Here is a 22,372-nt window from a genome sequence, read left to right on the forward strand (position 1 = left end):
TCCCTCAGCCGCGAGTAGACGCCAATTCCTTTATGCTGATCTCCCGCATGCGAAATTTCTGGATCTTGCCCGTTACCGTCATCGGAAACTCATCCACGAATTTGAAATGCCTGGGCGTCTTGAAATGGGCGATACGGTCCTTGCACCAGCTCAATAGCTCCAGCTCGTTGGCCACCTGCCCGGGATGGAACTTGATCCAGGCAACGATCTCTTCGCCGTAACGCTCATCTGGAACACCGATGATCTGCACGTCCGCCACCGCCGGATGAGTAAAGAAAAACTCCTCCAGCTCACGCGGGTAAACGTTCTCGCCCCCGCGAATGATCATGTCTTTGTTACGCCCGGCAATGCACACATAACCCTGATCATCCATGGTCGCCAGATCACCAGTATGCATCCAGCCGGCGTCGTCGATGGCTTCACGGGTGCCCTCAGGGTTGTTCCAGTAACCGAGCATCACACTGTAACCCCGGGTGCACAGCTCACCGATCATGCCGCGCGCCACGGTGTTACCAACCTCGTCGACAATCTTGGTTTCCAGTTGCGGTTGGGTGCGGCCCACGGTGGTGACACGCCGTTCTATATCGTCATCCGCGCCGGTCTGCAGCGACACCGGGCTGGTTTCGGTCATGCCGTAGGCGATCTGCACTTCACCCATGTGCAGCTCATGAATGACCCGACGCATCACCTCGATCGGGCACGTCGCCCCAGCCATGATGCCGGTGCGCAGGCTGGACAGGTCGAACTCGGCCCGGCGAGGGTGATCGAGCAGCGCGATGAACATGGTCGGCACGCCGTATAAGCCGGTGGCTTTTTCTTCGGCGACGGCGCTCAGCGTCAGCAGCGGATCGAAACCGTCATTGGGGTAGATCATGGTAGTGCCATGGGTGATGCAACCGAGGTTGCCCATGACCATGCCGAAGCAGTGATACAGCGGCACCGGGATCACCAGGCGGTCCCCTGCGGTCAGGCCCAGGCTTTCACCGACCATGTAACCGTTATTGAGGATGTTGTGGTGACTGAGGGTGGCGCCCTTGGGGAAACCGGTGGTGCCGGAGGTGTACTGGATATTCACAGGTTGATCGAAATGCAGGCTGGCCTGGCGGCTGTGCAGTTGCTCGGGCGACACGCCTGCACCAAGGGCCGCCAACTGCGACCAGGGCATAAATCCCGGCGGCGGGCTGGGGTCGAAGCTGATGAGGCCGCGCAGCTCTGGCTTCAGCGCCTGGAGCATGGCGTGGTAATCGGAGGTCTTGAACGAACCGGCGCATACCAGCCATTGGCAGCCGGACTGCTTGAGCACGTAATCCAACTCGCTGCTGCGATACGCCGGGTTGATATTGACCAGGATCACCCCGAGCTTGGCGCTCGCCACCTGGCAGATCAACCACTCGGCACAGTTAGGCGCCCAGATACCCAGGCGGTCGCCGGTTTGCATGCCCAGGGCGAGGAACGCGCGGGCGTGTAGCTCAACCGTCTCGGCCAGTTGCCGCCAGGTGTAGCGCCGCTGCTGGTGGCGCACCACCAAGGCTTCGCCCTGTGGATGCTGCGCGACGGTGTGATCGAATGCCTGGCCAATGGTCATGGCCAGCAAGGTTTTATCCTGGGAGCCACGGCTGTAGCTCGGGTGCGGTTGATCCATAACGACCCCTGTTATCTTTTTTGTAGGTTGACGTATACGTAAACTACGATTGACAGCGTCATAACGCAAGCTTACGTTAACGTAAAGGTGAGCGCCCTCCTCCCGCGCCCCGCCCACACAACAACAAAGCTCACATTAAGGTGCCTGTCCATGAGTTACCCGTCCCTGAACTTCGCCCTCGGCGAGACCATCGACATGCTGCGCGACCAGGTGCAGTCCTTCGTGGCCAAGGAGATCGCACCGCGCGCGGCCCAGATCGACATCGACAACCTGTTCCCCGCCGACCTGTGGCGCAAGTTCGGCGACATGGGCCTGCTGGGCATCACCGTGCCCGAGGAGTACGGCGGTGCCGGCCTGGGTTACCTGGCCCATGTGGTGAGCATGGAAGAAATCAGCCGTGGCTCGGCTTCGGTGGCGTTGTCGTACGGGGCGCACTCCAACCTGTGCGTCAACCAGATCAACCGCAACGGCAACCACGCACAAAAACTCAAGTACCTGCCCAAGCTGATCAGCGGCGAGCACATCGGCGCCCTGGCCATGAGCGAGCCGAATGCCGGCTCCGACGTGGTCTCGATGAAACTGCGCGCCGACAAGCGCGGCGACCATTACGTGCTCAATGGCAGCAAGACCTGGATCACCAACGGCCCGGACGCCAATACCTACGTGATCTACGCCAAGACCGACCTGGAAAAAGGCCCCCACGGCATCACCGCCTTCATCGTCGAACGCGACTGGAAAGGCTTCAGCCGCAGCAACAAATTCGACAAGCTGGGCATGCGCGGCTCCAACACCTGCGAGCTGTTTTTCGACGATGTCGAGGTACCCGAAGAAAACATCCTCGGCGTGCTCAATGGCGGCGTGAAAGTGTTGATGAGCGGCCTGGATTACGAACGCGTGGTGCTCTCCGGTGGCCCTACCGGGATCATGCAGGCATGCATGGACTTGATCGTGCCCTACATCCACGACCGCAAGCAGTTCGGCCAAAGCATCGGCGAGTTCCAGCTGATCCAGGGCAAGGTCGCCGACATGTACACCCAACTCAACGCCAGCCGTGCCTACCTCTACGCGGTGGCACAGGCGTGCGAGCGTGGCGAGACCACGCGCAAGGACGCTGCGGGCGTGATCCTTTACAGCGCCGAGCGCGCCACGCAAATGGCCCTGGATGCGATCCAGATTCTGGGCGGCAATGGCTATATCAACGAATTCCCCGCCGGGCGCCTGCTGCGTGACGCCAAGCTCTACGAAATTGGTGCGGGCACCAGTGAGATTCGGCGGATGTTGATCGGTCGCGAACTGTTCAACGAAACCCGCTGAAGGAGCGCGCCCATGGCCACCCTGCACACCCAGCTCAACCCGCGCTCGGCGGAGTTCGCCGCGAACCGCGCGGCGATGCTTGAACAGGTCGACGCCCTGCACAGCCTGCTCGCCCACGTCCACCAAGGTGGCGGCGCCAAGGCCCAGGAGCGCCACACCTCGCGCGGCAAGCTGTTGCCCCGCGAGCGCATCAACCGTCTGCTCGACCCGGGCTCGCCGTTTCTGGAGCTGAGCCAACTGGCCGCCCACCAGGTGTATGGCGAAGACGTCCCGGCGGCCGGAGTGATTGCCGGCATCGGCCGGGTGGAAGGCGTCGAATGCATGATCGTGGCCAACGATGCCACGGTCAAAGGCGGCTCCTATTACCCGCTGACCGTTAAAAAACACCTGCGCGCCCAGACCATCGCCGAGCAGAACCGTCTGCCGTGTATCTACCTGGTGGACTCCGGCGGCGCCAACCTGCCGCGCCAGGACGAGGTGTTCCCTGACCGCGAGCACTTCGGGCGGATCTTCTTCAACCAGGCCAACATGAGCGCCCAGGGCATTCCACAAATCGCCGTGGTGATGGGTTCGTGCACCGCCGGCGGCGCCTACGTGCCGGCCATGGCCGACGAAGCGATCATGGTGCGCCAGCAAGCCACCATCTTCCTCGCCGGTCCGCCGCTGGTGAAGGCCGCCACCGGTGAAGTGGTGAGCGCCGAAGACCTGGGCGGTGCCGATGTGCATTGCAAGGTCTCCGGCGTGGCCGACCACTATGCCGACAGCGATGAACACGCCCTGGCCCTGGCGCGGCGCAGCGTGGCCAACCTCAATTGGCGCAAGCAAGGTGAGCTGCTGCAACGCCCGCCGGTGGCGCCGTTGTACAGCAGCGAAGAGCTATACGGTGTGATCCCGGCGGATGCCAAACAGCCCTTTGATGTGCGCGAAGTCATCGCACGGCTGGTGGACGGCTCGGTGTTCGATGAATTCAAGGCCTTGTTCGGTACCACCTTGGTGTGTGGCTTTGCGCATTTGCATGGCTACCCGATTGCGATCCTGGCCAACAACGGCATCCTCTTCGCCGAAGCCGCGCAAAAAGGCGCGCACTTTATCGAACTGGCCTGCCAACGCGGGATTCCCCTGCTGTTCCTGCAAAACATCACCGGTTTCATGGTCGGCCAGAAGTACGAAGCCGGCGGCATTGCCAAGCATGGCGCCAAGCTGGTGACCGCCGTGGCGTGCGCCAAGGTGCCGAAATTCACCGTGATCATCGGCGGCAGCTTTGGCGCGGGTAACTATGGGATGTGTGGCCGCGCCTACGACCCGCGCTTTTTGTGGATGTGGCCCAACGCACGCATTGGCGTGATGGGGGCCGAACAGGCCGCCGGGGTACTGGTGCAGGTCAAGCGCGAACAGGCTGAGCGCGCCGGCAACGGTTTCAGTGCCGAGGAGGAAGCCGCGATCAAGCAGCCGATCCTCGACCAGTATGAAACCCAAGGCCACCCGTACTACTCCAGTGCGCGCTTGTGGGATGACGGCGTGATCGACCCGCTGCAGACCCGCGACGTGCTGGCCCTGGCCTTGTCTGCCGCACTGAACGCCCCCATCGAGCCGAGCCGCTTCGGCGTGTTCCGTATGTAACCTGTAGGAGCGAGCTTGCTCGCGAAGAACCTCAGGGCAACGCGGTCATTCTGAAGCCCCGCGTTATCGTTGACGATCTTCGCGAGCAAGCTCGCTCCTACAGGAGGCCTCTCATTATCATGGAGCTCCTTGCATGAGCGACTTCAACACCCTCGAACTGATCACCGACCGCCGTGGCTTTGCCACGCTGTGGCTCAGCCGTGAAGCCAAGAACAACGCGTTCAACGCCCAGATGATCCGCGAGCTGATCCTGGCCCTTGACCGCGTACAAGGCGACCCGTCCCTGCGTTTCCTGGTGCTGCGCGGGCGTGGCAAGCACTTCAGCGCCGGCGCCGACTTGGCCTGGATGCAGCAGTCGGCCGAGCTGGACTACCACACCAACCTGGACGACGCCCGCGAACTGGCGGAGTTGATGTACAACCTGTCCAAGCTGAAAATCCCCACGCTGGCGGTGGTGCAAGGCGCGGCCTACGGTGGCGCGCTGGGCCTGATCAGTTGCTGTGACATGGCCATTGGCGCCGACGATGCGCAGTTCTGCCTGTCGGAAGTGCGTATCGGCCTGGCACCGGCGGTGATCAGCCCGTTCGTGGTGCAGGCCATCGGCGAACGCGCTGCCCGTCGCTATGCACTGACGGCCGAGCGGTTCGGCGGCCAGCGCGCACGGGAGATCGGCTTGCTGGCGGAAAGTTATCCCGCCGAGAGCCTGGATCAACAGGTGGACCAGTGGGTCGCCAACCTGCTGCAAAACAGCCCGGCGGCCATGCGTGCCAGTAAGGATTTATTGCGTGAAGTGGGCAACGGTGCCCTCACCCCCGCGCTGCGCCGCTATTGCGAAAACGCCATTGCGCGCATTCGGGTGAGCGCCGAGGGCCAGGAAGGTTTGCGCGCGTTTCTGCAAAAGCGTGCGCCAAGTTGGCAAGACCAGGAGCCGCGTTCATGAGCACACTCACCACCATTCTGGTGGCCAACCGTGGCGAGATCGCCTGCCGGGTCATGCGCACCGCCAAGGCCATGGGGTTGACCACCGTGGCTGTGCACAGCGCCATCGACCGCGATGCCCGCCATAGCCGTGAAGCCGATATCCGCGTCGACCTGGGCGGCAGCAAAGCCACCGACAGTTACCTGCAAATCGACAAACTGATTGCCGCCGCACACGCCAGCGGCGCCCAGGCGATTCACCCTGGCTACGGCTTCCTTTCAGAAAACGCCGGCTTTGCCCGGGCCATCGAGGCGGCAGGCCTGATCTTCCTCGGCCCGCCCGCCTCGGCCATCGACGCCATGGGCAGCAAATCCGCGGCCAAGGCGCTGATGGAAACGGCTGGCGTACCCCTTGTGCCGGGTTATCACGGCGAGGCCCAAGACCTGGAGACCTTCCGCGCCGCCTGTGAACGTATCGGCTACCCGGTGCTGCTCAAGGCCACGGCGGGCGGCGGTGGCAAGGGCATGAAGGTGGTCGAGGATGTCAGCCAATTGGCCGAAGCCCTGGCTTCCGCCCAGCGTGAGGCGTTGTCATCGTTCGGCAACGGGCAGATGCTGGTGGAGAAATACCTGCTCAAGCCGCGGCATGTGGAGATCCAGGTGTTTGCCGACCAGCATGGCCATTGCCTGTACCTCAATGAACGCGACTGCTCGATCCAGCGGCGCCATCAAAAGGTCGTGGAAGAAGCCCCGGCGCCCGGCTTGAGTGTGGAGCAGCGCAAGGCCATGGGCGAAGCAGCCGTGCGCGCCGCCCAGGCCATCGGGTATGTCGGCGCAGGTACCGTGGAGTTTTTGCTGGATGCCCGTGGCGAGTTTTTCTTCATGGAGATGAACACGCGGCTGCAAGTCGAGCACCCGGTGACCGAAGCAATTACCGGCCTCGACCTGGTGGCCTGGCAGATCCGGGTGGCCCAGGGCGAGGCGCTGCCGATCACGCAAGAGCAGGTCGCGTTGAACGGTCATGCGATTGAAGTGCGGCTGTATGCCGAAGACCCGGCCAATGACTTTCTGCCGGCCACCGGGCACCTGGCGCTGTACCGCGAGTGCTGCCCTGGTGCTGGGCGCCGCGTGGACAGCGGCGTCGAGCAAGGCGACAGCGTGTCGCCCTTCTACGACCCGATGCTCGGCAAATTGATTGCCTGGGGTGAAGACCGCGAACAGGCGCGCCTGCGCTTATTGAGCATGCTGGATGAGTTTGCGGTCGGCGGGCTCAAGACCAACCTGGGCTTTTTGCGGCGCATCATCGGGCACCCTGCGTTTGCCGCGGCCGAGTTGGACACCGGGTTTATCCCGCGCTATCAGGATGAGCTGTTGCCGACGCCAGGGGCCTTGAGCGATGAGTTCTGGCAGGCGGCGGGCGCGGCGTTTATGCAGAGCTTGCCGGTGGGTGATGGGCCTTGGGCAAACAATCAGGGCTTTCGTGCGGGCTTGCCTGCCGAGGTGTCGCTGCACCTGAGCTGCAATGGACAGGATCGGCTGGTGACACTGGCCGGCCACTCAGCGCAGTTATGCGGCGAACAGTTGCTGACTGAACACCAGGGCGTGCGCCGCGCCCATCTGGCGGTGCGCAATGAAGGCAGCCTGTACCTGCGTTGGGACGGTGAGATGCATGCCGTCAGCCTGTTCGACCCGATTGCGGCGGTCGAGGCTAATCAATCTCATCAGGGCGGCCTCACTGCCCCCATGAACGGCAGCATCGTGCGGGTGCTCGTAGAAGTGGGTCAAACCGTTGAGGCTGGTACTCAGCTGGTGGTGCTCGAAGCCATGAAGATGGAACACAGCATCCGTGCGCCCCACGCCGGGGTGGTCAAGGCGCTGTTCTGCCAGGAAGGTGAAATGGTGGCCGAAGGCAGCGCGTTGGTGGAGCTTGAAACGGCCGACTAGAACTTCGCCGTGGCTTGCACCACCACACCCAGGAGGCGGCAGCCCTCGGTAAGCAACACCTTGGGGTAAGTGGGATTGAGCGGCACCAGGTAGTGCTGGCCGCTCTCTTCCTGCAATTGGCGAAAGGTGGCCTGGGGGTTCCCGGCCCATTGGGCCACCACCAGTTTGCCGGGCTCGGGCGGTATGGCCGGGTCAACCAGGATCATCATGCCAGCCGCAATGCTCATGCCCGTGGGCGCGGTCATGGCGTCTCCCGTCACCGGCAACCAGAATGCCTCGCCTCGCGCGTGGTAATCGGTCAATTCGTAGCGCTCGGTTCTATAAGGTGCCCGCTCTTCACGCAGCTCGCAGGCCTGCTTCCAGTCGCTGACCGGGTAGCGGAAATACGGGTTGTAGAGCGCTTGCAGTTCAGGCGCTTGCGTGGCCCGTTCACGAATCTCCAGCGCCACCTCCAAATACCCCAACCCCAGTTCGGCCAGTACGCGGTTCATGTCCGCCAGGCTCGGCACACGGCGTTTATTGAGCCAATGGCCGATGCCGCCCTGGGACATGCCCAGGCGCTGCGCCAGTTCATCCTGTGTGACCTTGCGGTCTTTCATGTTGGCTTTGACCAACGCTATCCAGTTATCCATGGCGCATCACAATACGGTGCCCATTTTTTCGGGCAATAAACAGTTTGTAGTAATCCATAAAACGACAGGAATACGATACGTACTATCATCAAGCCCAAGGATTTCGACACCCACCGGAGTACTGCCGCTTATGACGACCCGCACGCACCCAACGCCCGAAACATCCGAACTGACTGAAGTAAACGACATGTGCACCAGTAGCGCTGCACAGCGCGCATTGGACTATTACTTGAAAGAAAATCGGTCGACGCCGGCCTCGGACGGGGCCATGTTCGCGATCAAACCCGAAGTGAGCCAGGAGGAAGCCCTGATACACGCCTCGGACCTGTTGCGCAGTGCAGCGGCTACCGCCTACGAATCGGCGTGCAGCCATCAGGGCAACCAGCGTGACCTGGCGTTTTCGGTGGTGTATTTGATCGATATGGCGAAGGCGATGGTGGAGCGGTCGTTGCAGGCGCCAGGGGCGGCGGCAAACGCGTAGCAGGCACGAAAGAAAAATATTTCTATCCCAGGGATAAAAACATTTGACTTGCAAATGATAATGATTATTATTGGGCTCAGCTGATCGCGAGATCAGTCGATAGACCAAGAGACCTTAGGTCGGACTCTTGGAATATCTCCTCATCAGGCTAATCACGGTTTTTGACCCGGCTCTTTGGCCGGGTCTTTTTTTTGCCAGTTTCCCTGGCGTGGCTTCAGGCTAATGAAGACTGTGTGTTGCTTGATGGCGCGCATGGTAGCAAAAGACTATCGCTCAAAGAAAGTCGCGTGAGTGCTCTAGCCTCTATCTCTGCGAATTAGCGCTTGAGAATCAATCTCATAGACCCTAAGCTTGCGCAGCGTCACGGATGACGCCCCCTCCCCCTGCAACAATTTTTGCATCCAGGTTTTACCGAACCCCTGTGTAAGATAGCCGCCACATCACTCATATTCAGGCAACCAGACTATGACCGTGGCCTTGACCTCCATCAAGATCAGCACCGACTTCGACAGCGGCAACATCCAGGTCCTGGATGCCAGCGACGCTTTTCAGTTGTTGCTGGCAATCAAACCCGACACCCGCAGCGATCACTACCAATGGTTCCACTTCAAGGCCGAAGGCATGCACGTGGGGCACACCCACACCTTTCGCTTGAGCAACGCCGGGCGCTCGTCTTACAAAAATGCCTGGAGCGGTTACAACGCCGTGGCGTCCTACGACCATATCAACTGGTTCCGGGTACCGACGCGCTTTGATGGCGAGATCCTGCACATCACCCTCCAGACCCGGCAAAAGTACGTCTGGTTTGCCTACTTCGAACCCTACAGCCGTGAACGCCATGACTGGTTGATCGAGCAAGCCCTGAAGTACGCCGGGGTCACCCTGCTGGCCACCGGCAAGAGCGCTGAAGGCCGCGATATCCAACTGCTGCGCCGTGGCAAAGGGATCGAAGGCCGGCGCAAGGTGTGGATCATCGCCCAGCAGCACCCCGGCGAACACATGGCCGAATGGTTTATGGAGGGCGTGATTGAGCGCCTGCAAAAGGACGGCGACGACGAACTGAAAAAGCTGCTGGCCGTCGCTGATCTGTATCTGGTTCCGAACATGAACCCGGACGGCGCCTTCCATGGCCACCTGCGCACCAACGCCATGGGCCAGGACCTCAACCGCGCCTGGCAAAGCGCCAGCCAGGAACTCAGCCCCGAAGTCCTGTTCGTCCAGCAACAGATGGAAAAATACGGCGTGGATATGTTCCTCGACATCCACGGCGATGAAGAAATCCCCTACGTATTCACCGCCGGCTGCGAAGGCAACCCCGGCTACACGCCGCGCATCGAAGCCCTGGAAAAACACTTCCGCAGCCATTTGAGCCACCTGACCCGAGACTTCCAGACCACCCACGGCTACACCCGCGACCTGCCCGGCCAAGCCAACATGACCCTGGCCTGCAACGCGGTGGGGCAAAAGTACGACTGCCTGTCACTGACCCTGGAAATGCCCTTCAAGGACAACGACGACGCACCCAACCTGCGAACTGGCTGGTCAGGCGATCGTTCCAAACAGTTGGGCAAGGACGTGTTGAGCAGCGTCGCTGATATCGTCGGGCGTTTGCGCTAGCGCCTGAGACGAGCGCTGGTGGCGAGCGAGCTTGCTCGCCACCAGAAGCGGTCAATCCTTGCTGCCGGTCATGCTTTGCAAGACACCGTCTCGCCGGATCAGACCGTGGAACAACGCGGCCGCCAGATGCACCAGCACAGTGAGAAACAGCAGATAGGCCAAATAACCGTGAGCCTTGCGCAACAACGCAAACAACGGCGCATTCGCCCCCACCAGCGCGGGCAGTTGCAGGTTACTGCTGAGCATCACAGGGTCACCGGCCGCTGAAATCATCGCCCAACCCAGCAGCGGCAACACCAGCATCAAGGCGTACAACAGCACATGGGAAGCCTTGGCTGCCAGCCTTTGCCACACCGGCAAATCCGCTGGCAACGGCGGCTGGCGCGTCGAAAAACGTACCGCCAGGCGCACGATCACCAGCGCCAGAATCGCAATGCCCAGCGGCTTGTGCAGGTGGATCAGCCACTCATGACGCTCCGACACTGACGCCGCCAAGCCCGCACCGATAAACAGCATGGCGATGATCATCAACGCCATCAGCCAGTGCAGCACGCGCGCCAGGGGCGCAAAAAACCGTGGTTGAGCATTCATGGCTTCGACTCCTGAGGGGGGCTGTGCAACGGGCTGACTTCACCGGCCCGGCGCAGGTACGAACTGGCATACGCGGCCGAACGTGCGGCCAGCAAGGGGTCGTTGGAGGCTTGGATACCACTGGGCAGAATCAGCGGGTCAAAGTTGATATCGCGGCAATCGCCGTCTGCCTGGGGCTGGCTGCTTTGCAGCACAAGGGTGCCAGCGTTGAGCACCTTGTGTGCGCCGTTCCAGGGCTTGCTCGCGTCATCCAATGGGTCGTCTGGGTTGGCCAGGGTCATGTTCAACTGCCAACGCAACGGCCCGGCAGCCAGGCGTCGTACCAAATCCTGCTCCAAGAAGTCACTGCCCGCAGGTGCGGTATCACCCGCCGCGTCCTGGCTCTGGGGCACCACCTCCCAACGCACGGCCTGGCGCGTACCATCGGCAGCCACCAGGTAAAACGCGTTGATGCCGTTATAGGTTTCAGTCGCGTAACTGGCCGATGGTTTGGCGGTCTTGACCCAGGCCAGGAACGGCGCGGTCTCGGGGTGCGCGGCAAAAAACGCCGGCATGCTCGAGGGGTTCGGCTTGCCCGTGGCCGGGTCTGGCGCGCCGGCCTTGAGCAACTGGTAGAACGCCTCGGGCGTGCCCACCGGGAACACCGGCATGCTGTTCATCCCTGTACGCCATTGCTGGCCGTTGGCCTGGCTGAATTGCACGGCAAAGCTGCGAATCGGCACACTGCTGTCCGGCGCGTAGGGGTTGCCGCTGGGCAAGGCAAAGCGGCCAATGATCGGGGTCTTGGCCTCGCTGAACACCTGGGCACTGGAATACGCACGGGCCTCGGTACTGCTCTGGAAATACCCCGCCACGCACACGCCCTTGGCATGGTTACGGCGAAAGCCCGGATGCACGCCGTTATTGGTTTCCAGGGCATTGACCAAGGTCTTTGGCCGCAGACGTTGTGGGTCGAGCGTGCCATTGACGTAGGCAAATGCCCCTACCACCACCGCCACTACGCCCCCAATACACGCCAGCCTGACCAGCAGGCTGGCGGTACTAAGAGGCGGACGCGGCGGTAAAGAGTGATCAACCATAAAAAACTCCAGGGCCAGTGGCCGCAGGGGAAAAGTGTTATGAGACGAATCTCACGTAGGCTTATTCCCCGTTCACTGTAGTTTTTTTGTACTAGACGCGCTGGTAGATCCACTCCGTTCTAGCGCTGGTTAAACATTGGCTGTCGTTTGCGAAGAAACGCCTGCATGCCCTCTTGCTGATCAGGCGTGGCGAACAGGCCATGAAACAACCTACGCTCCTGACGCACACCTTCGTGCAAGCCGACCTCCAGGGATTGCTCCACCGCCTGTCGTGCTGCGCGGGTGGCCGTTCGAGAAAAGGAGGCAATTTGTGCCGCCACTGCCAGTACTTCATCCAGTAAGTTCGCGGCCGGGTAAACGCGAGACACCAACCCCGCCTGCTCGGCTTCCTGGGCGGTCATTGGCCGCCCGGTCAATACCAGGTCCATCGTCTTGGCCTTGCCAATCAACCCTGTCAAACGTTGGGTCGCCCCCATCCCCGGAATAACCCCCAGCTTGATTTCTGGTTGGGCAAAAGTGGCGGTATCAGCGGCGAATATCATGTCGCACATCATCGCCAGTTCGCAGCCGCCGCCATACGCATAGCCTGTCACTGCGGCAATCGTGGGGGTGCGTAAACGGGTGAAACCTTCCCAGCCGGCGAAGTAGTCTTCATTGAGCATGTCCAGATAGGATTTGCCGCTCATTTCTTTGATATCGGCCCCTGCCGCAAAAAACTCGCGGGTTCCCGTAATCACCACACACCCGACCCCAAGGTCTTGGTCCACTGCAGCCAAATGGCCGATCAACTCCTTCATCATCGCCGAACTCAGCGCATTCTTGGCTTCAGGGCGGTTGAGCTTGATCAGGACCACGCGGTCATGACGTTCCATTAAAACATTCATAGGCATCTCCAACGATTTGATTGATATCGCTCACACTTCAGGCTGTCTCAGGAATCCCAGATGGCACCCTGGGCGGGTATTCCGCGCGCTTCCAACTCTTGCACCACGCGTTGAGTCAACGCCTGGTTGGCAATACAAATCACCGCCTCGGCACCGCAGGCTTGCACCGCGCCATAGGCCAACTGCACCAGGTCGGGCTTACCGCGCTCATCGGTGTCCCAGATCACTGCATGTGGCTGGGCCCGCAGAATCTCCTCCACCAGTTCATCGCCGTAGGTCTTCCTCGGGCTACGCGTGGACCAGATCAATTGAATAGGTACCTTCGCTGCGAGCAAATGCGGCATGACAGGCCCAATCCCGCTGCCTGTGGCGATGTACACCACAGACCTGAACAGGGTTTCTACATTGGCAACACCGGCGGTGGTAATGCCCTTGACCCATACATAGCGGGGCAAGTCCTCGATAAACTCCCCGGTCCAATCGCCTGCGCGGGAAATGATCAGGCGAAACCCCGCCTCGCCTGGCGCGCAAATATTGGCAAAGGAGTGCCATTCCAACAGCGGGCTGCGGCTGATTGCGCTGGATGAACCGGCGAATGGCGAGGTGTGGCTCAAGCGCGTAATCACGGCATGTGTGGAAGGCCGCGTGTGTTCAACGGCAACCTTGCGCAGCCGCAACCAGGGCAGCAGGATGCTCAGGGTCAGCAGCACCAGCATCCAGAACGAAAGGCTGTGCAACAGGTTCGATGTGGTCGATAACGTTTGCCACCAGAACAACAGCAACGCGCTCCAACCGGCAAACCGATGAACCCGTTCAAACCCGTTGTGAAAGCGGCTTCGAATACGTGGTTGAGCCATAACCACCATGAACAGCAACACGCTGAGCAGCAAAACGCTGACCCCGAGCGAGCCTGCCGAAACACTGTCCGGTTGCTGCAGATACTGCGTGACCTGCACACCGACCAAGCCCGCAAACCATCCCGTGGCCGCCAAGGCTGCGCCGCTGTGCAGCCCGCCGAAGTGGTACACCTTGGCTGCGCTTCGCCGCACACCGAGCGGCCATGTACGCGGTATCCGCGTCGCCAGCCAAAACAGGCCATTGATCAGGTATTGCTGGCGAATCAGGATGGCGATCGACAGGTTAATCAGCACCATGTCCGACAGCGTCTGCACCGCAATGGCTTGCAGGTCCAGAGCCAACAGCACAAACACAGCGTTGCCAATCAAAACCCCTGAAGCCAGGCGGTTGTAATAAGAAAACATCGGCAGTGAAGCCCAGCGTCGCCAAAGCGCTGGCTTGGGCGGCACAACGGTACGGGTCAGCGCATCAATCATGACCAGGCTCCTGGGTCAAAACCGCTTGCGCCGCCACCTGCGACTCTCGGGCCACTTGCAGCAACAGTGCCTTGTCGATCTTGCCCCTGGCGGTCAGGGGAAAATCCTCCACCGCGTAGATGAACTGCGGCACGCAGTAGTAGGCCAGGCGCTGTTGACAGGCCAACCGGCAAGCCTCTATGTCAGCGCTGGCTGGGGAGACAAAGGCCACCAACGTACGATTGTCCAGCTTCAACGTGACCGCGCGCATGCAGTTCGCACCGGCCTCCAAAGCGGCCGACACCGCGTCCAGCTCTACGCGAAAACCGCGAACCTTCACCTGGTCATCCACACGACCTAAATGTTCGAGTCGGCCGTCAGCTACCCAGCGCCCAAGGTCTCGCGTACGAAACATCACCGCATCGCCGCCGCGAAAGGGATCCGGTCGGTACCGGTCCAACGTCAATGCCTTGTTGTTCAGATAGCCCGCCGTTACCCCCGTACCACCGGCCCACATCTCACCCATCTCGCCTATCGCGCAGGCACGCCCCTGGTAATCGAGCACATAGACGGTGTTGTTCGGTGTTGGCCTGCCGATAGTCAATGGTGCGCCTGGTACGTGCAGGTGCAAGGTGTTAACGATGGTGGTTTCGGTGGGCCCGCACCCGTTGTAGAACGTACAGTGTTCGGCCCAACGGTCCGCAAGCGCTTGGGAACAGGCCTCTCCGGCCACCGCAACGTACTTGAGGTCGGGACATTGCAAAGGGTCCAGGGTGGCCAGTATCGATGGCGTTGCGATCAACACGTTGCACTGGGCGGCTGTCTGCGCGATATCTTTGCCGCGAATCAGCAAGGTCGCGCCATGCGCCAGGCAACCGAGTATTTCCCAGGCAGCCATATCAAAACCAATATTGAGAATCTGCCCAACAGTGCGACCCGGCGCCATTCCCATCTGCCCAGGTTGGGTCAACAGAATGTTGCACACGTTGCGGTGGCTGACACACACGCCGTTGGGACGCCCAGTGGTTCCGGAAGTAAACAGCACAAAACACAGGCCATCGGGATTGACCTCGGCGGACACGCCATCATTGTTCTCAGCCACCCAAGGGGTTTGCGCAATGAACGTGTCCAGACACAAGCAGCGGGAGGCCGCGTCTGCCGGAATGTGCTCCAGCAAGTTCGACACAGTCAGAATGACCGGACTGGACAACGACTCCAGCACCATACCCAACTGCAGGGTCGGCACGATTCTGGCGTCCTGTGGCACATACGCGGCACCCACCTTCAACACCGCCAGAAGCCCGACCAGCATGGGGATCGAACGTTCGACGAACAACCCCACCGTGTCACCCGGCTTCACACCCTTTGCAAGCAGGTGCACAGCCAAACGGTTGGCTTGTCGGTTGAGCTGTTCATAGCTGATTCGTTGGCCCGCGCACACCGCCGCTGTGGCGTGGGGCGCCAACTTCGCTTGTGCTTCGATGGCGTGGTGTACGTTGGCGTAGGCGGTCAGCGCTGAAGGGCCGCATCCCCATTGCTCAAATAGAACTCGCTGCGCGGCAGGCAAATGAGCCAGCGAGGCGTTGGAAAAAAACTGTTTAACGCTCGGTGAATACGTCATGAGCACCCTCTCTCTGTTGGCCTGCCGGCTGAATACCGACAGATACAAGGGTGGATAGAGGACGCCGCACGAGATTACAGACTCTCAAGCTATGCAGAAGCTTCCCACTCATACCTGGGGAAGTTTCTTTGCACAGTTCATGGAATAACCTACACAGACCGACGTCTACCTCAACACAAGTGAGTAGACTCATCCCATGCATGAACTCGACGAACAGTTACGTGAACTCATCCCCAGGTTGCGGCGTTTTGCCGTGTCCCTGACGCGCAATAGCAGCAGCGCCGATGACCTGGTGCAATCGACCCTGGAGCGCGCCATCGTCGCCTGGGCCGATAAACGTATCGAGGGCGACCTGCGTGCGTGGCTGTTTTCAATCCTCTACCGCCAATTCCTCGACGCCCACCGCCGCAACCGCCGCTATGCGCGCATGCTCGAATTCTTCACCGGCCGCGATGACGTGCAACCTTCGGTAGAACGCACGGTGCTGGCCCAATCCACCCTGCAAGCCTTCGACCAACTGAACACCGAACAGCGCGCCCTGCTGCTGTGGGTGTCTGTCGAAGGCTTGAGCTACAAGGAGGTGGCCGAGATTCTCAAGGTGCCCATCGGTACCGTGATGTCACGCCTGTCCCGCGCGCGCCAAGCGTTGCGTCAACTCAGCGATGGCGAAATGGCCGGCCCTTCCCTGCGGAGACTCAAATGATCAGCCTGCCCCCCAGCGAACGCGATTTACATGCCTACGTCGATCATCAACTGCTGGACAGTGACCGTCGTGTGCTTGAAACCTGGCTGGCCAGCCACCCCGAAGTGGCGGCCCAGGTACAGGCCTGGCAACAGGATGCACAGTTGCTGCGTGCGTCGTTGAGCGGCGCCCTCCAGCAGCCGTACAACCCGGCATTGGACCCGGCGCTGATTCGCCAGCGCATCAAGAAACAGTCCCGTCGGCACTTGGCCACGGCGGCAGTGCTGCTGATCGCGGTGAGCCTCGGCGGGTTTGGCGGTTGGCACGCCCGCGAAGCCACCCAGCCGCCGCTGTTGCCGATGACCGACGCCATGCAGGCCTACCGCCTGTTTGCCCAGGACGGCATCATGCCCGCCGACTACAAGGCCCAGGACCGCAGCACCATGCAGGCCTGGCTCGACCGCTATTTCAACCAGGCCCATCGCCTGCCTGACCTCAGCCAAGCCGGCTTCAAGCCGGTCAGCGGGCGCCTGCTCACCACCGACCAAGGCGCGGCAGCCATGGTGCTGTACCAGGACGCCCAAGGTCGACGCATCAGCTTCTATATCCGCCCGCCTGGCCCGAACAACGGTTTCCTGCCTCGCGGCAGCCGCAGTGCCGATGGCTTGCAGGCCGACTACTGGTCGGGCGGGGGCTACAACTATGCGATGGTCAGCCCGGTGGATCAGGCCGCCGCGCTGCAGACGCAGTTCTAGAAACCAACATCCAGCACCACATTGTCCAGATAGGTGCCGGCCGGTGGCGTGGGCTGGTCGGTGTAGACCTTGGCGTTGTAGTTGAACACCTGGCTACCGACGCCCAAGCCGTTGCCAGGGTTGACCTCGGCCGTGGAACTGGCCCGCCGCGCCGCGCCGACACTGCCCCAACGCGTGGTGCCGGCGCTTTGGAAAATGTCATAGGCCAGGTAGTTGCTGCCGGAAATCATGCGCCGCCGGCCGCCGACGCTCACCGGGTTCTGGCCATCGCTCAAGCCCACGGTATAGGCGCTGCCCTTGGTGCAGGCGATGTTGATGGTCTGCCCGGTCACCGCAGTAAACCCACTGACCACCGGCGCGCTGCCAAAGCTGATATTCGGGGCAGTGATCTGGCAGTCGTTGGTCACGGTCATGCTGACGGTCAGGGACGCCGTGCCGCTGCCAGTGTCACGTCCCAGGCAGGCGCCGCCAATGCCGACTCCCGAGCAATAGTTCCAGTTCCACGCGATGCTCAATGTCTCGGTGTACATCCCGGCAGCGACGTTGCTGCCGGTGATGCTGCTCAGGTACAGCGGCACGGTTTTCGCGCCGGGCCCAGTGACCAGGCCAATGCTCTGGGCGATGCCGCCAGCGCCGCCGAAATCGAACTGCGCACCACGGGTGATGGGATAACTGGTGCTGTTGTTGCCGTAAATCGTGTAGCCGATCACATCACCGGTCGGCCCGACCATGCCGCTTTGGGTGGAGGTGATCGTGGCGTAAAAGTGGTCAGTGGGTACCAGCAACGAAATCAATGCCGGGGTGCAACTCAAGCCCGAGTTTGTCGTAGAGCTGGTTTGCGCGGCGGTACGCACCGTCATCGAACTGATCGAGCCAAAACTGGCCGGCACGGTGGACGCTACCGAGCACGCCGCCATGGCCTGCCCGCAAAACAACAAGCCCACGCCATACAACCCTACGCTGCCCCTCACCTGAACACTCCCTGTTCAATCCCTCATTGGCACACTAATGGCCCGATCAAGGGCACGTCCTGTTGCTGCTCATCAATATCGAAGGTTGCCTGGCAAGTGCGGCCCTCTCCCAAAGTGACCTGCAAGGTGTTGTGGGCGCTGAGGTTTTCCAGATACACCAGGCCATCCCAGCCGACCACCGCCTGAGTGTTGCTTTGCTCGTGCACTACCAGGCTGCCCAGCGGCAATTCCTGGTGCTGTCGGTCCACCAGGGTGATGCTTGCGGCGAGCACACGGCGCAACGGGAATTCCAGCAGGTAACCACTGCCTCGGCGTACCGACACGCGCTGTTCCACATTGGGGCTCTGCACATTCGCCGGCAGGTTCAACGGGTCGATCTCATATTTACCGCGGTAGTAGGCACTGCTCCACGGCACCAGCAAATGGCCGTTGCGGTCAGTCTGGCCCACCAGTTGGTTTTCGTAACGCACTGGAATCCCGGCGAAACCCTGGGTGCTCACCACCACAAACGCGTCATTGATACGGTTGGCGGCAAAGGTTTCGCCGCCCATCCATACCAGCGAGCCGCTGGCGTCCGCCCAACGCGTCATGGCCTCGCTGCTGCCGTACACACCGGCCTGCAACTGCACCGACTGCAAGCGCCAGGTCAGGTCGGCCTGCCGATAGCTGGGGGCATCGCCCTGGGCATAGCCGAGGTTGTAGCCCACCCCGCCTTCGCTGGGCACCGCGCGGCTGTAGTTGATGCGCTGGCGACTGGCGCCGTCCTTGCTGCGCTCGGCGCTCAAGGCCAGGCTGCCGTTGAGGTCGAACGGGATGACCAGTTGCGCCTGCATGGCCCAGTTGCTGTCGCCGATTTCGCGGTTGGCTGACAGATAAAAGCTGGTGTTGCGCCACAGCGGTTTGCTCCAGCTCAGGTTGAGCAGGCGCGTGCGCGAGTCGTCCGCGGCCTGCACGTCGAAATAGCCCAGGCCCAGGCTGCCGAAACGTTGAAGGTTGAGGCTCAGGGTCACCTGCTCGCTGCGCTTGCTGAGGCTGGCGTAAGGGGTGTCGACCAGGGTCAGGTCGGCATAGTCGTCGCGGCGCTCCACCCGTTGGTACATAAAGCTGTAGCGCGTGCTGTTGTACTGATAACCGAGGCTCAGTTGCTGGCCCGTGCGGCTGTCGAACTGGCTCTGGCTGAGGGCGGTATTGAGCACGCCGAAGTTGCCCAGGCGCAGGTTACCGCCGAGCCCGCCGAGGGTCAGGTCGCTGGAGGCTTCGGCGTGGCTCTCCAGGGTGAGGTTATCGGAATATCCATAGCGGAACGTGCCACTGGCCACGCCTGGGCCGTAGCCGAAATCCCGCAGGGTGTAGTCACGGCGCAAGGTACCGGCGGCCAGCGAAAAATCCGTCAAGCCTTGTTGCAGCAAGGTGCTGGTGACGTAGAACGGTACCGTGGTCGACACCTGGCGGCCCAGGGCATCGGTGGTGACCACCACGGCCTCGCCGGCGCCGTTGATAAACGGGATATTGGTCAGGGTGTAGGGGCCGGGTTGCAGTTGCGCGGTGTCGGATTTGTAGCCGTTGATAAACAGGTCCACCGACGACGGCACCGCCGCCTCACCGGCAAACTGCGGCAAGGGGTACGTGACTAGGTCGGGGCGCACGGCAAAATCGCGCGACAGTTGCACCCCGCCCAGGCGCACCGAGCTACTCCAGGGCAGCGCGCCGCTGATCACGTCGCCGGCCTCGTAGGTCAGCAGGCGTTCATCATCGGAAAAGCGCCAGGTGGTGTCGTAACGCCGATAACCATTGTTGAGGGTGCCGCCGCTGACTCCATCGGAGAGTGTCTGGCGCAGTTGCCCGGTGGTGGACAAGGTGCCCCAGGTGTCGAACAGCCGCACTTCGTTCCACGCCGCGAGGTAACTGCCGCCGTCGTCGGTGTCATTGAAATACACGTCATAGTTGAGCAAGGCGCCGAAGCTGCTCATGGCCTGGGTACGCGGATAGGTATTGCGGTTGCCGATGAACTGTTCCTGCAGCCAGGAAGGCGGCACATCCAGCAGCAGGCGCTGGCCGTTGCTGTCGTAGTCGCTGTGCAGGCCCGGCACTTGGTCCAGGGCTACGCTGCCGACGGGTTCACCCGGCAGTTTCATGCCCACGTCCTGCAACGCACTGGCCGGCACAAACAGCTGGCCGGCGCGCTGCTCGACCGCAATGACGCGGCCGGTGTCCATCTGGTTGACCACCAGTTCCAGAAACAGCTGTGCATCGGCAACTGCCTCCATGCTGCCGGGCGGCGGCGGCAAGTCGCCTGCCATCGCTACGCCCCACAGCCCGCTTGCTACTGCCACCGACGGCCATAAAACCCGAGCCCAACCACGACTCACCATGGCGTTGTGTCCTTCAATGGACATCTCCATCCTGTCAAAACCCGGGCGTGTGCCCGTTGCGCTACATAACGGCTATCGCTTGGGCGCCAGGCTCTCCAGTTGCGGCGCGCCGTTGACGCGTACCTGCAACGGCTGGTCGGCCGATACGGCATCCGGCACCGGCCAGCGCATGCTCGCGCCCGGCAGCACATAGCCGAGCAAACCGTCCACCAACGGCCGGGTCTGCCCGCCCTGTTTGAATGACGCATCGGTAAGCCGCGCATGCACGGCGCCCTGGTTGCGCACCTCGATGTAGTTGCGCCCTGCCACGTTGACCTTTTGCCAGCTCAACTGCGGCTTGCCCGCGCCCTTGGGGTCGCGCTGGCGGGTAGCGTCGTCCTTGCTCCACAAGCCGGCGCCGTAGGCAAACAACGGCACCGAATAACGCATCTGGAAGCGAATCGCCGCCGCTGTGTTCTTGCCCTCAGGCGGCGTGGGCACCTGCAGCGCCGAGGGGATTTCGTCAATGATGATGCGATAGGCCAACTCCTGCCCCGGCGGCACTTCCCGGGTGCGGGTCAGGCGCACCAGTTGCTTCTGGCCCGGCTCGATTTTGGCCACCGGCGGGCTGCCGATCACATCGCGCTGGTTCTGGTACTGCTCGTCAAAGCCATTCTGACTCCAGGCAAACACGCGGATCTGCAGGTTGGCGGTCTCGGTGCCACGGTTCTCCAGCCACAGCGCGCTGGCCTGTTGGTCGGCCTCCAGCACCGGGTCGATGGGCCAGATCAGCACCGAACTGGCCGCCTGCCCAAACCCCGCCGTACACAACGCCCCCAAGGCGAAACCCGCGGTCCATAACCGTCGCAAAGCACACCCCATAACACCCCTCCTTAAAACCGTTAGCCCTACCACGTCAGCTGCACCTGCAGCGTGTCACTGTACGTCCCCCCAGGCTGATTGCCCGGTAAAACCACCCGCCCGTAAATGGGTAGGCTGATGTTGCTCGCATCGCTGTAGGTCACACTCACGCTCTGGCTGATACCCAGGCTCTGGCTGAACGCCGCATCGCGAAACAACTGGTATGCCACTCGCGCGCTGCCACTGTTGAGCTGCAAGTTGCGCCCGGTGCTGCTGTGCAGGCCGCCATCGACGCTCATGCTCAAGGCCACGCCCGGCGTGCATTGCAGAGTTACACCGCCAGTGAGGGCCGCCGTCACCGTGCTGGTGGCCAAGGCCGAATAGCTGCCGTAGGCCAACGTGCCGTAGTTGGAGCCGCCGCCCACGATCAGGCAACCTGGCGTGATGGTCGCGCTCACCTGGAAGCTCTGGTTGACCACCGCCGACAGCGGCAACGGCATCGCCAGGCCGACGGCGAGCAACACCCTGGGCCACATCGTTAGAACGTCAGTTCCACGGCCACCGTGTCGGTGTAGGTGCCCGCTGGCAGCCCCGCTTTGCCCACCGCCCGGCCGTAAAGGTTGACGGTCTGTGCCACGCCGGTACTGGTGGCAAGTGTCACCACGCCGTCAATCGCCAACAGCGCTGAACGCCCACTGTCGGTGTAAAAATCGTAGGGCACGAAGTTACCCACGCCATCGGCCAACGCTCGGGTGCCACCGGGGGAAGCACCATCGTGGGCGCCGGCACGCACCTTGATCGTTGGCGCGGTGCCAGCCGAACACAGGATCGACAACGCGCCGCCGGTACCGGTGCCGCCGAGCAACTGGGCGTCGGCATTGGTAAACAGGCTGTTGGTGGTGCCGAAATTCAAGCTACCAAAATTCAGCCCGGTGGCCGCGCCGGAGCCGTTGACCTGGCAACTGGCGATCAAGGTCAGGCTGGAACTGATCTGCCCGGTCACCGTGGTCGCCGCGTTCAGGCTGGACGCCAGCCCCAGGCCCAGGGCACAGAGGCCGATTCGCGATACAAGTACATGCATGATATCCATCCTCAT

Annotated in this window: 20 protein-coding genes; 8 read left to right on the plus strand and 12 right to left on the minus strand. The window is 61.7% G+C overall.

The features are described 5' to 3' along the window. Positions 1–4 precede the first annotated feature (4 nt). Positions 5–1,642 (minus strand): AMP-binding protein, encoded by a 1,638-nt coding sequence (locus ACWHXD_RS18210; RefSeq protein WP_138763108.1) that lies wholly within the window; start codon positions 1,640–1,642, stop codon positions 5–7. Between the two features lie 150 nt (positions 1,643–1,792). On the opposite strand from ACWHXD_RS18210, the gene ACWHXD_RS18215 reads away from it, so the two are divergent. The 4 genes from ACWHXD_RS18215 (at position 1,793) to ACWHXD_RS18230 (ending at position 7,438) form a co-directional block, all read left to right on the plus strand. Then, positions 1,793–2,956 carry an isovaleryl-CoA dehydrogenase gene (locus ACWHXD_RS18215; protein ID WP_032896578.1) on the plus strand — a complete coding sequence of 388 codons (1,164 nt, stop codon included), beginning with the start codon at positions 1,793–1,795 and terminating at the stop codon, positions 2,954–2,956. Positions 2,957–2,968: 12 nt separating this feature from the next. Continuing rightward, the gene (locus ACWHXD_RS18220; RefSeq protein ID WP_138763107.1) at positions 2,969–4,576 is read left to right on the plus strand and encodes a carboxyl transferase domain-containing protein; all 1,608 of its coding nucleotides are present in this window, start codon (positions 2,969–2,971) and stop codon (positions 4,574–4,576) included. A 133-nt stretch (positions 4,577–4,709) separates the two neighbouring features. Then, the gene (locus tag ACWHXD_RS18225) at positions 4,710–5,516 is read left to right on the plus strand and encodes a gamma-carboxygeranoyl-CoA hydratase (protein WP_032896576.1); all 807 of its coding nucleotides are present in this window, start codon (positions 4,710–4,712) and stop codon (positions 5,514–5,516) included. Further along, positions 5,513–7,438 carry an acetyl/propionyl/methylcrotonyl-CoA carboxylase subunit alpha gene (locus ACWHXD_RS18230; RefSeq protein ID WP_138763106.1) on the plus strand — a complete coding sequence of 642 codons (1,926 nt, stop codon included), beginning with the start codon at positions 5,513–5,515 and terminating at the stop codon, positions 7,436–7,438. Before ACWHXD_RS18225 ends, ACWHXD_RS18230 begins: the two co-directional genes overlap by 4 nt. On the opposite strand, the gene ACWHXD_RS18235 is transcribed toward ACWHXD_RS18230, so the two are convergent. After that, complete coding sequence (locus tag ACWHXD_RS18235) at positions 7,435–8,070, minus strand: LexA family protein (RefSeq protein ID WP_138763105.1); 636 nt, start codon at positions 8,068–8,070, stop codon at positions 7,435–7,437. The genes ACWHXD_RS18230 and ACWHXD_RS18235 overlap by 4 nt on opposite strands. Positions 8,071–8,257: 187 nt before the next feature. On the opposite strand from ACWHXD_RS18235, the gene ACWHXD_RS18240 reads away from it, so the two are divergent. Further along, a complete protein-coding gene (locus ACWHXD_RS18240) occupies positions 8,258–8,551 on the plus strand; it encodes a DUF6124 family protein (protein ID WP_098950955.1) in 294 nt (97 codons plus the stop codon). Positions 8,552–9,016: 465 nt separating this feature from the next. Continuing rightward, positions 9,017–10,168 carry a M14 family metallopeptidase gene (locus ACWHXD_RS18245; protein WP_138763104.1) on the plus strand — a complete coding sequence of 384 codons (1,152 nt, stop codon included), beginning with the start codon at positions 9,017–9,019 and terminating at the stop codon, positions 10,166–10,168. Positions 10,169–10,219: 51 nt separating this feature from the next. On the opposite strand, the gene ACWHXD_RS18250 is transcribed toward ACWHXD_RS18245, so the two are convergent. From ACWHXD_RS18250 to ACWHXD_RS18270, 5 genes are all read right to left on the minus strand, one after another. Continuing rightward, on the minus strand, positions 10,220–10,759 hold the full coding sequence (locus ACWHXD_RS18250) for a cytochrome b (RefSeq protein ID WP_032896571.1): 540 nt from the start codon (positions 10,757–10,759) through the stop codon (positions 10,220–10,222). Continuing rightward, positions 10,756–11,838, minus strand: coding sequence for a catalase family peroxidase (locus ACWHXD_RS18255; protein ID WP_499084388.1), 1,083 nt, complete (start codon positions 11,836–11,838; stop codon positions 10,756–10,758). The genes ACWHXD_RS18250 and ACWHXD_RS18255 overlap by 4 nt, the downstream gene beginning before the upstream one ends. A 119-nt stretch (positions 11,839–11,957) precedes the next feature. Further along, positions 11,958–12,722: an enoyl-CoA hydratase-related protein gene (locus ACWHXD_RS18260; RefSeq protein ID WP_138763102.1), complete on the minus strand. Its 765-nt coding sequence runs from the start codon at positions 12,720–12,722 to the stop codon at positions 11,958–11,960. Positions 12,723–12,769: 47 nt separating this feature from the next. Then, positions 12,770–14,056 carry an FNR domain-containing protein gene (locus ACWHXD_RS18265; RefSeq protein ID WP_044274665.1) on the minus strand — a complete coding sequence of 429 codons (1,287 nt, stop codon included), beginning with the start codon at positions 14,054–14,056 and terminating at the stop codon, positions 12,770–12,772. Beyond that, a complete protein-coding gene (locus tag ACWHXD_RS18270; protein WP_032896562.1) occupies positions 14,049–15,656 on the minus strand; it encodes an amino acid adenylation domain-containing protein in 1,608 nt (535 codons plus the stop codon). The genes ACWHXD_RS18265 and ACWHXD_RS18270 overlap by 8 nt, the downstream gene beginning before the upstream one ends. Before the next feature lie 196 nt (positions 15,657–15,852). On the opposite strand from ACWHXD_RS18270, the gene ACWHXD_RS18275 reads away from it, so the two are divergent. Then, complete coding sequence (locus ACWHXD_RS18275) at positions 15,853–16,359, plus strand: sigma-70 family RNA polymerase sigma factor (protein WP_032896560.1); 507 nt, start codon at positions 15,853–15,855, stop codon at positions 16,357–16,359. Then, positions 16,356–17,093, plus strand: coding sequence for an anti-sigma factor family protein (locus ACWHXD_RS18280; protein ID WP_098950951.1), 738 nt, complete (start codon positions 16,356–16,358; stop codon positions 17,091–17,093). Before ACWHXD_RS18275 ends, ACWHXD_RS18280 begins: the two co-directional genes overlap by 4 nt. Here ACWHXD_RS18280 and ACWHXD_RS18285 read toward each other — a convergent pair. The 5 genes from ACWHXD_RS18285 to ACWHXD_RS18305 form a co-directional block, all read right to left on the minus strand. Beyond that, complete coding sequence (locus tag ACWHXD_RS18285; RefSeq protein WP_138763112.1) at positions 17,090–18,010, minus strand: Csu type fimbrial protein; 921 nt, start codon at positions 18,008–18,010, stop codon at positions 17,090–17,092. The two genes, ACWHXD_RS18280 and ACWHXD_RS18285, sit on opposite strands and share 4 nt — an antisense overlap. Positions 18,011–18,087: 77 nt before the next feature. Then, entirely contained in the window at positions 18,088–20,436 is a 2,349-nt protein-coding gene (locus ACWHXD_RS18290) for a fimbria/pilus outer membrane usher protein (protein ID WP_138763111.1), read from the minus strand. A 72-nt stretch (positions 20,437–20,508) separates the two neighbouring features. Next, the gene (locus tag ACWHXD_RS18295; RefSeq protein WP_032896553.1) at positions 20,509–21,297 is read right to left on the minus strand and encodes a fimbrial biogenesis chaperone; all 789 of its coding nucleotides are present in this window, start codon (positions 21,295–21,297) and stop codon (positions 20,509–20,511) included. A gap of 26 nt (positions 21,298–21,323) precedes the next feature. Next, entirely contained in the window at positions 21,324–21,812 is a 489-nt protein-coding gene (locus tag ACWHXD_RS18300) for a Csu type fimbrial protein (RefSeq protein WP_032896551.1), read from the minus strand. A 2-nt stretch (positions 21,813–21,814) separates the two neighbouring features. After that, positions 21,815–22,357 carry a Csu type fimbrial protein gene (locus ACWHXD_RS18305; protein WP_003192220.1) on the minus strand — a complete coding sequence of 181 codons (543 nt, stop codon included), beginning with the start codon at positions 22,355–22,357 and terminating at the stop codon, positions 21,815–21,817. Between the last annotated feature and the right edge of the window lie 15 nt (positions 22,358–22,372).

The sequence above is a fragment of the Pseudomonas fjordensis genome (genome assembly GCF_976987115.1).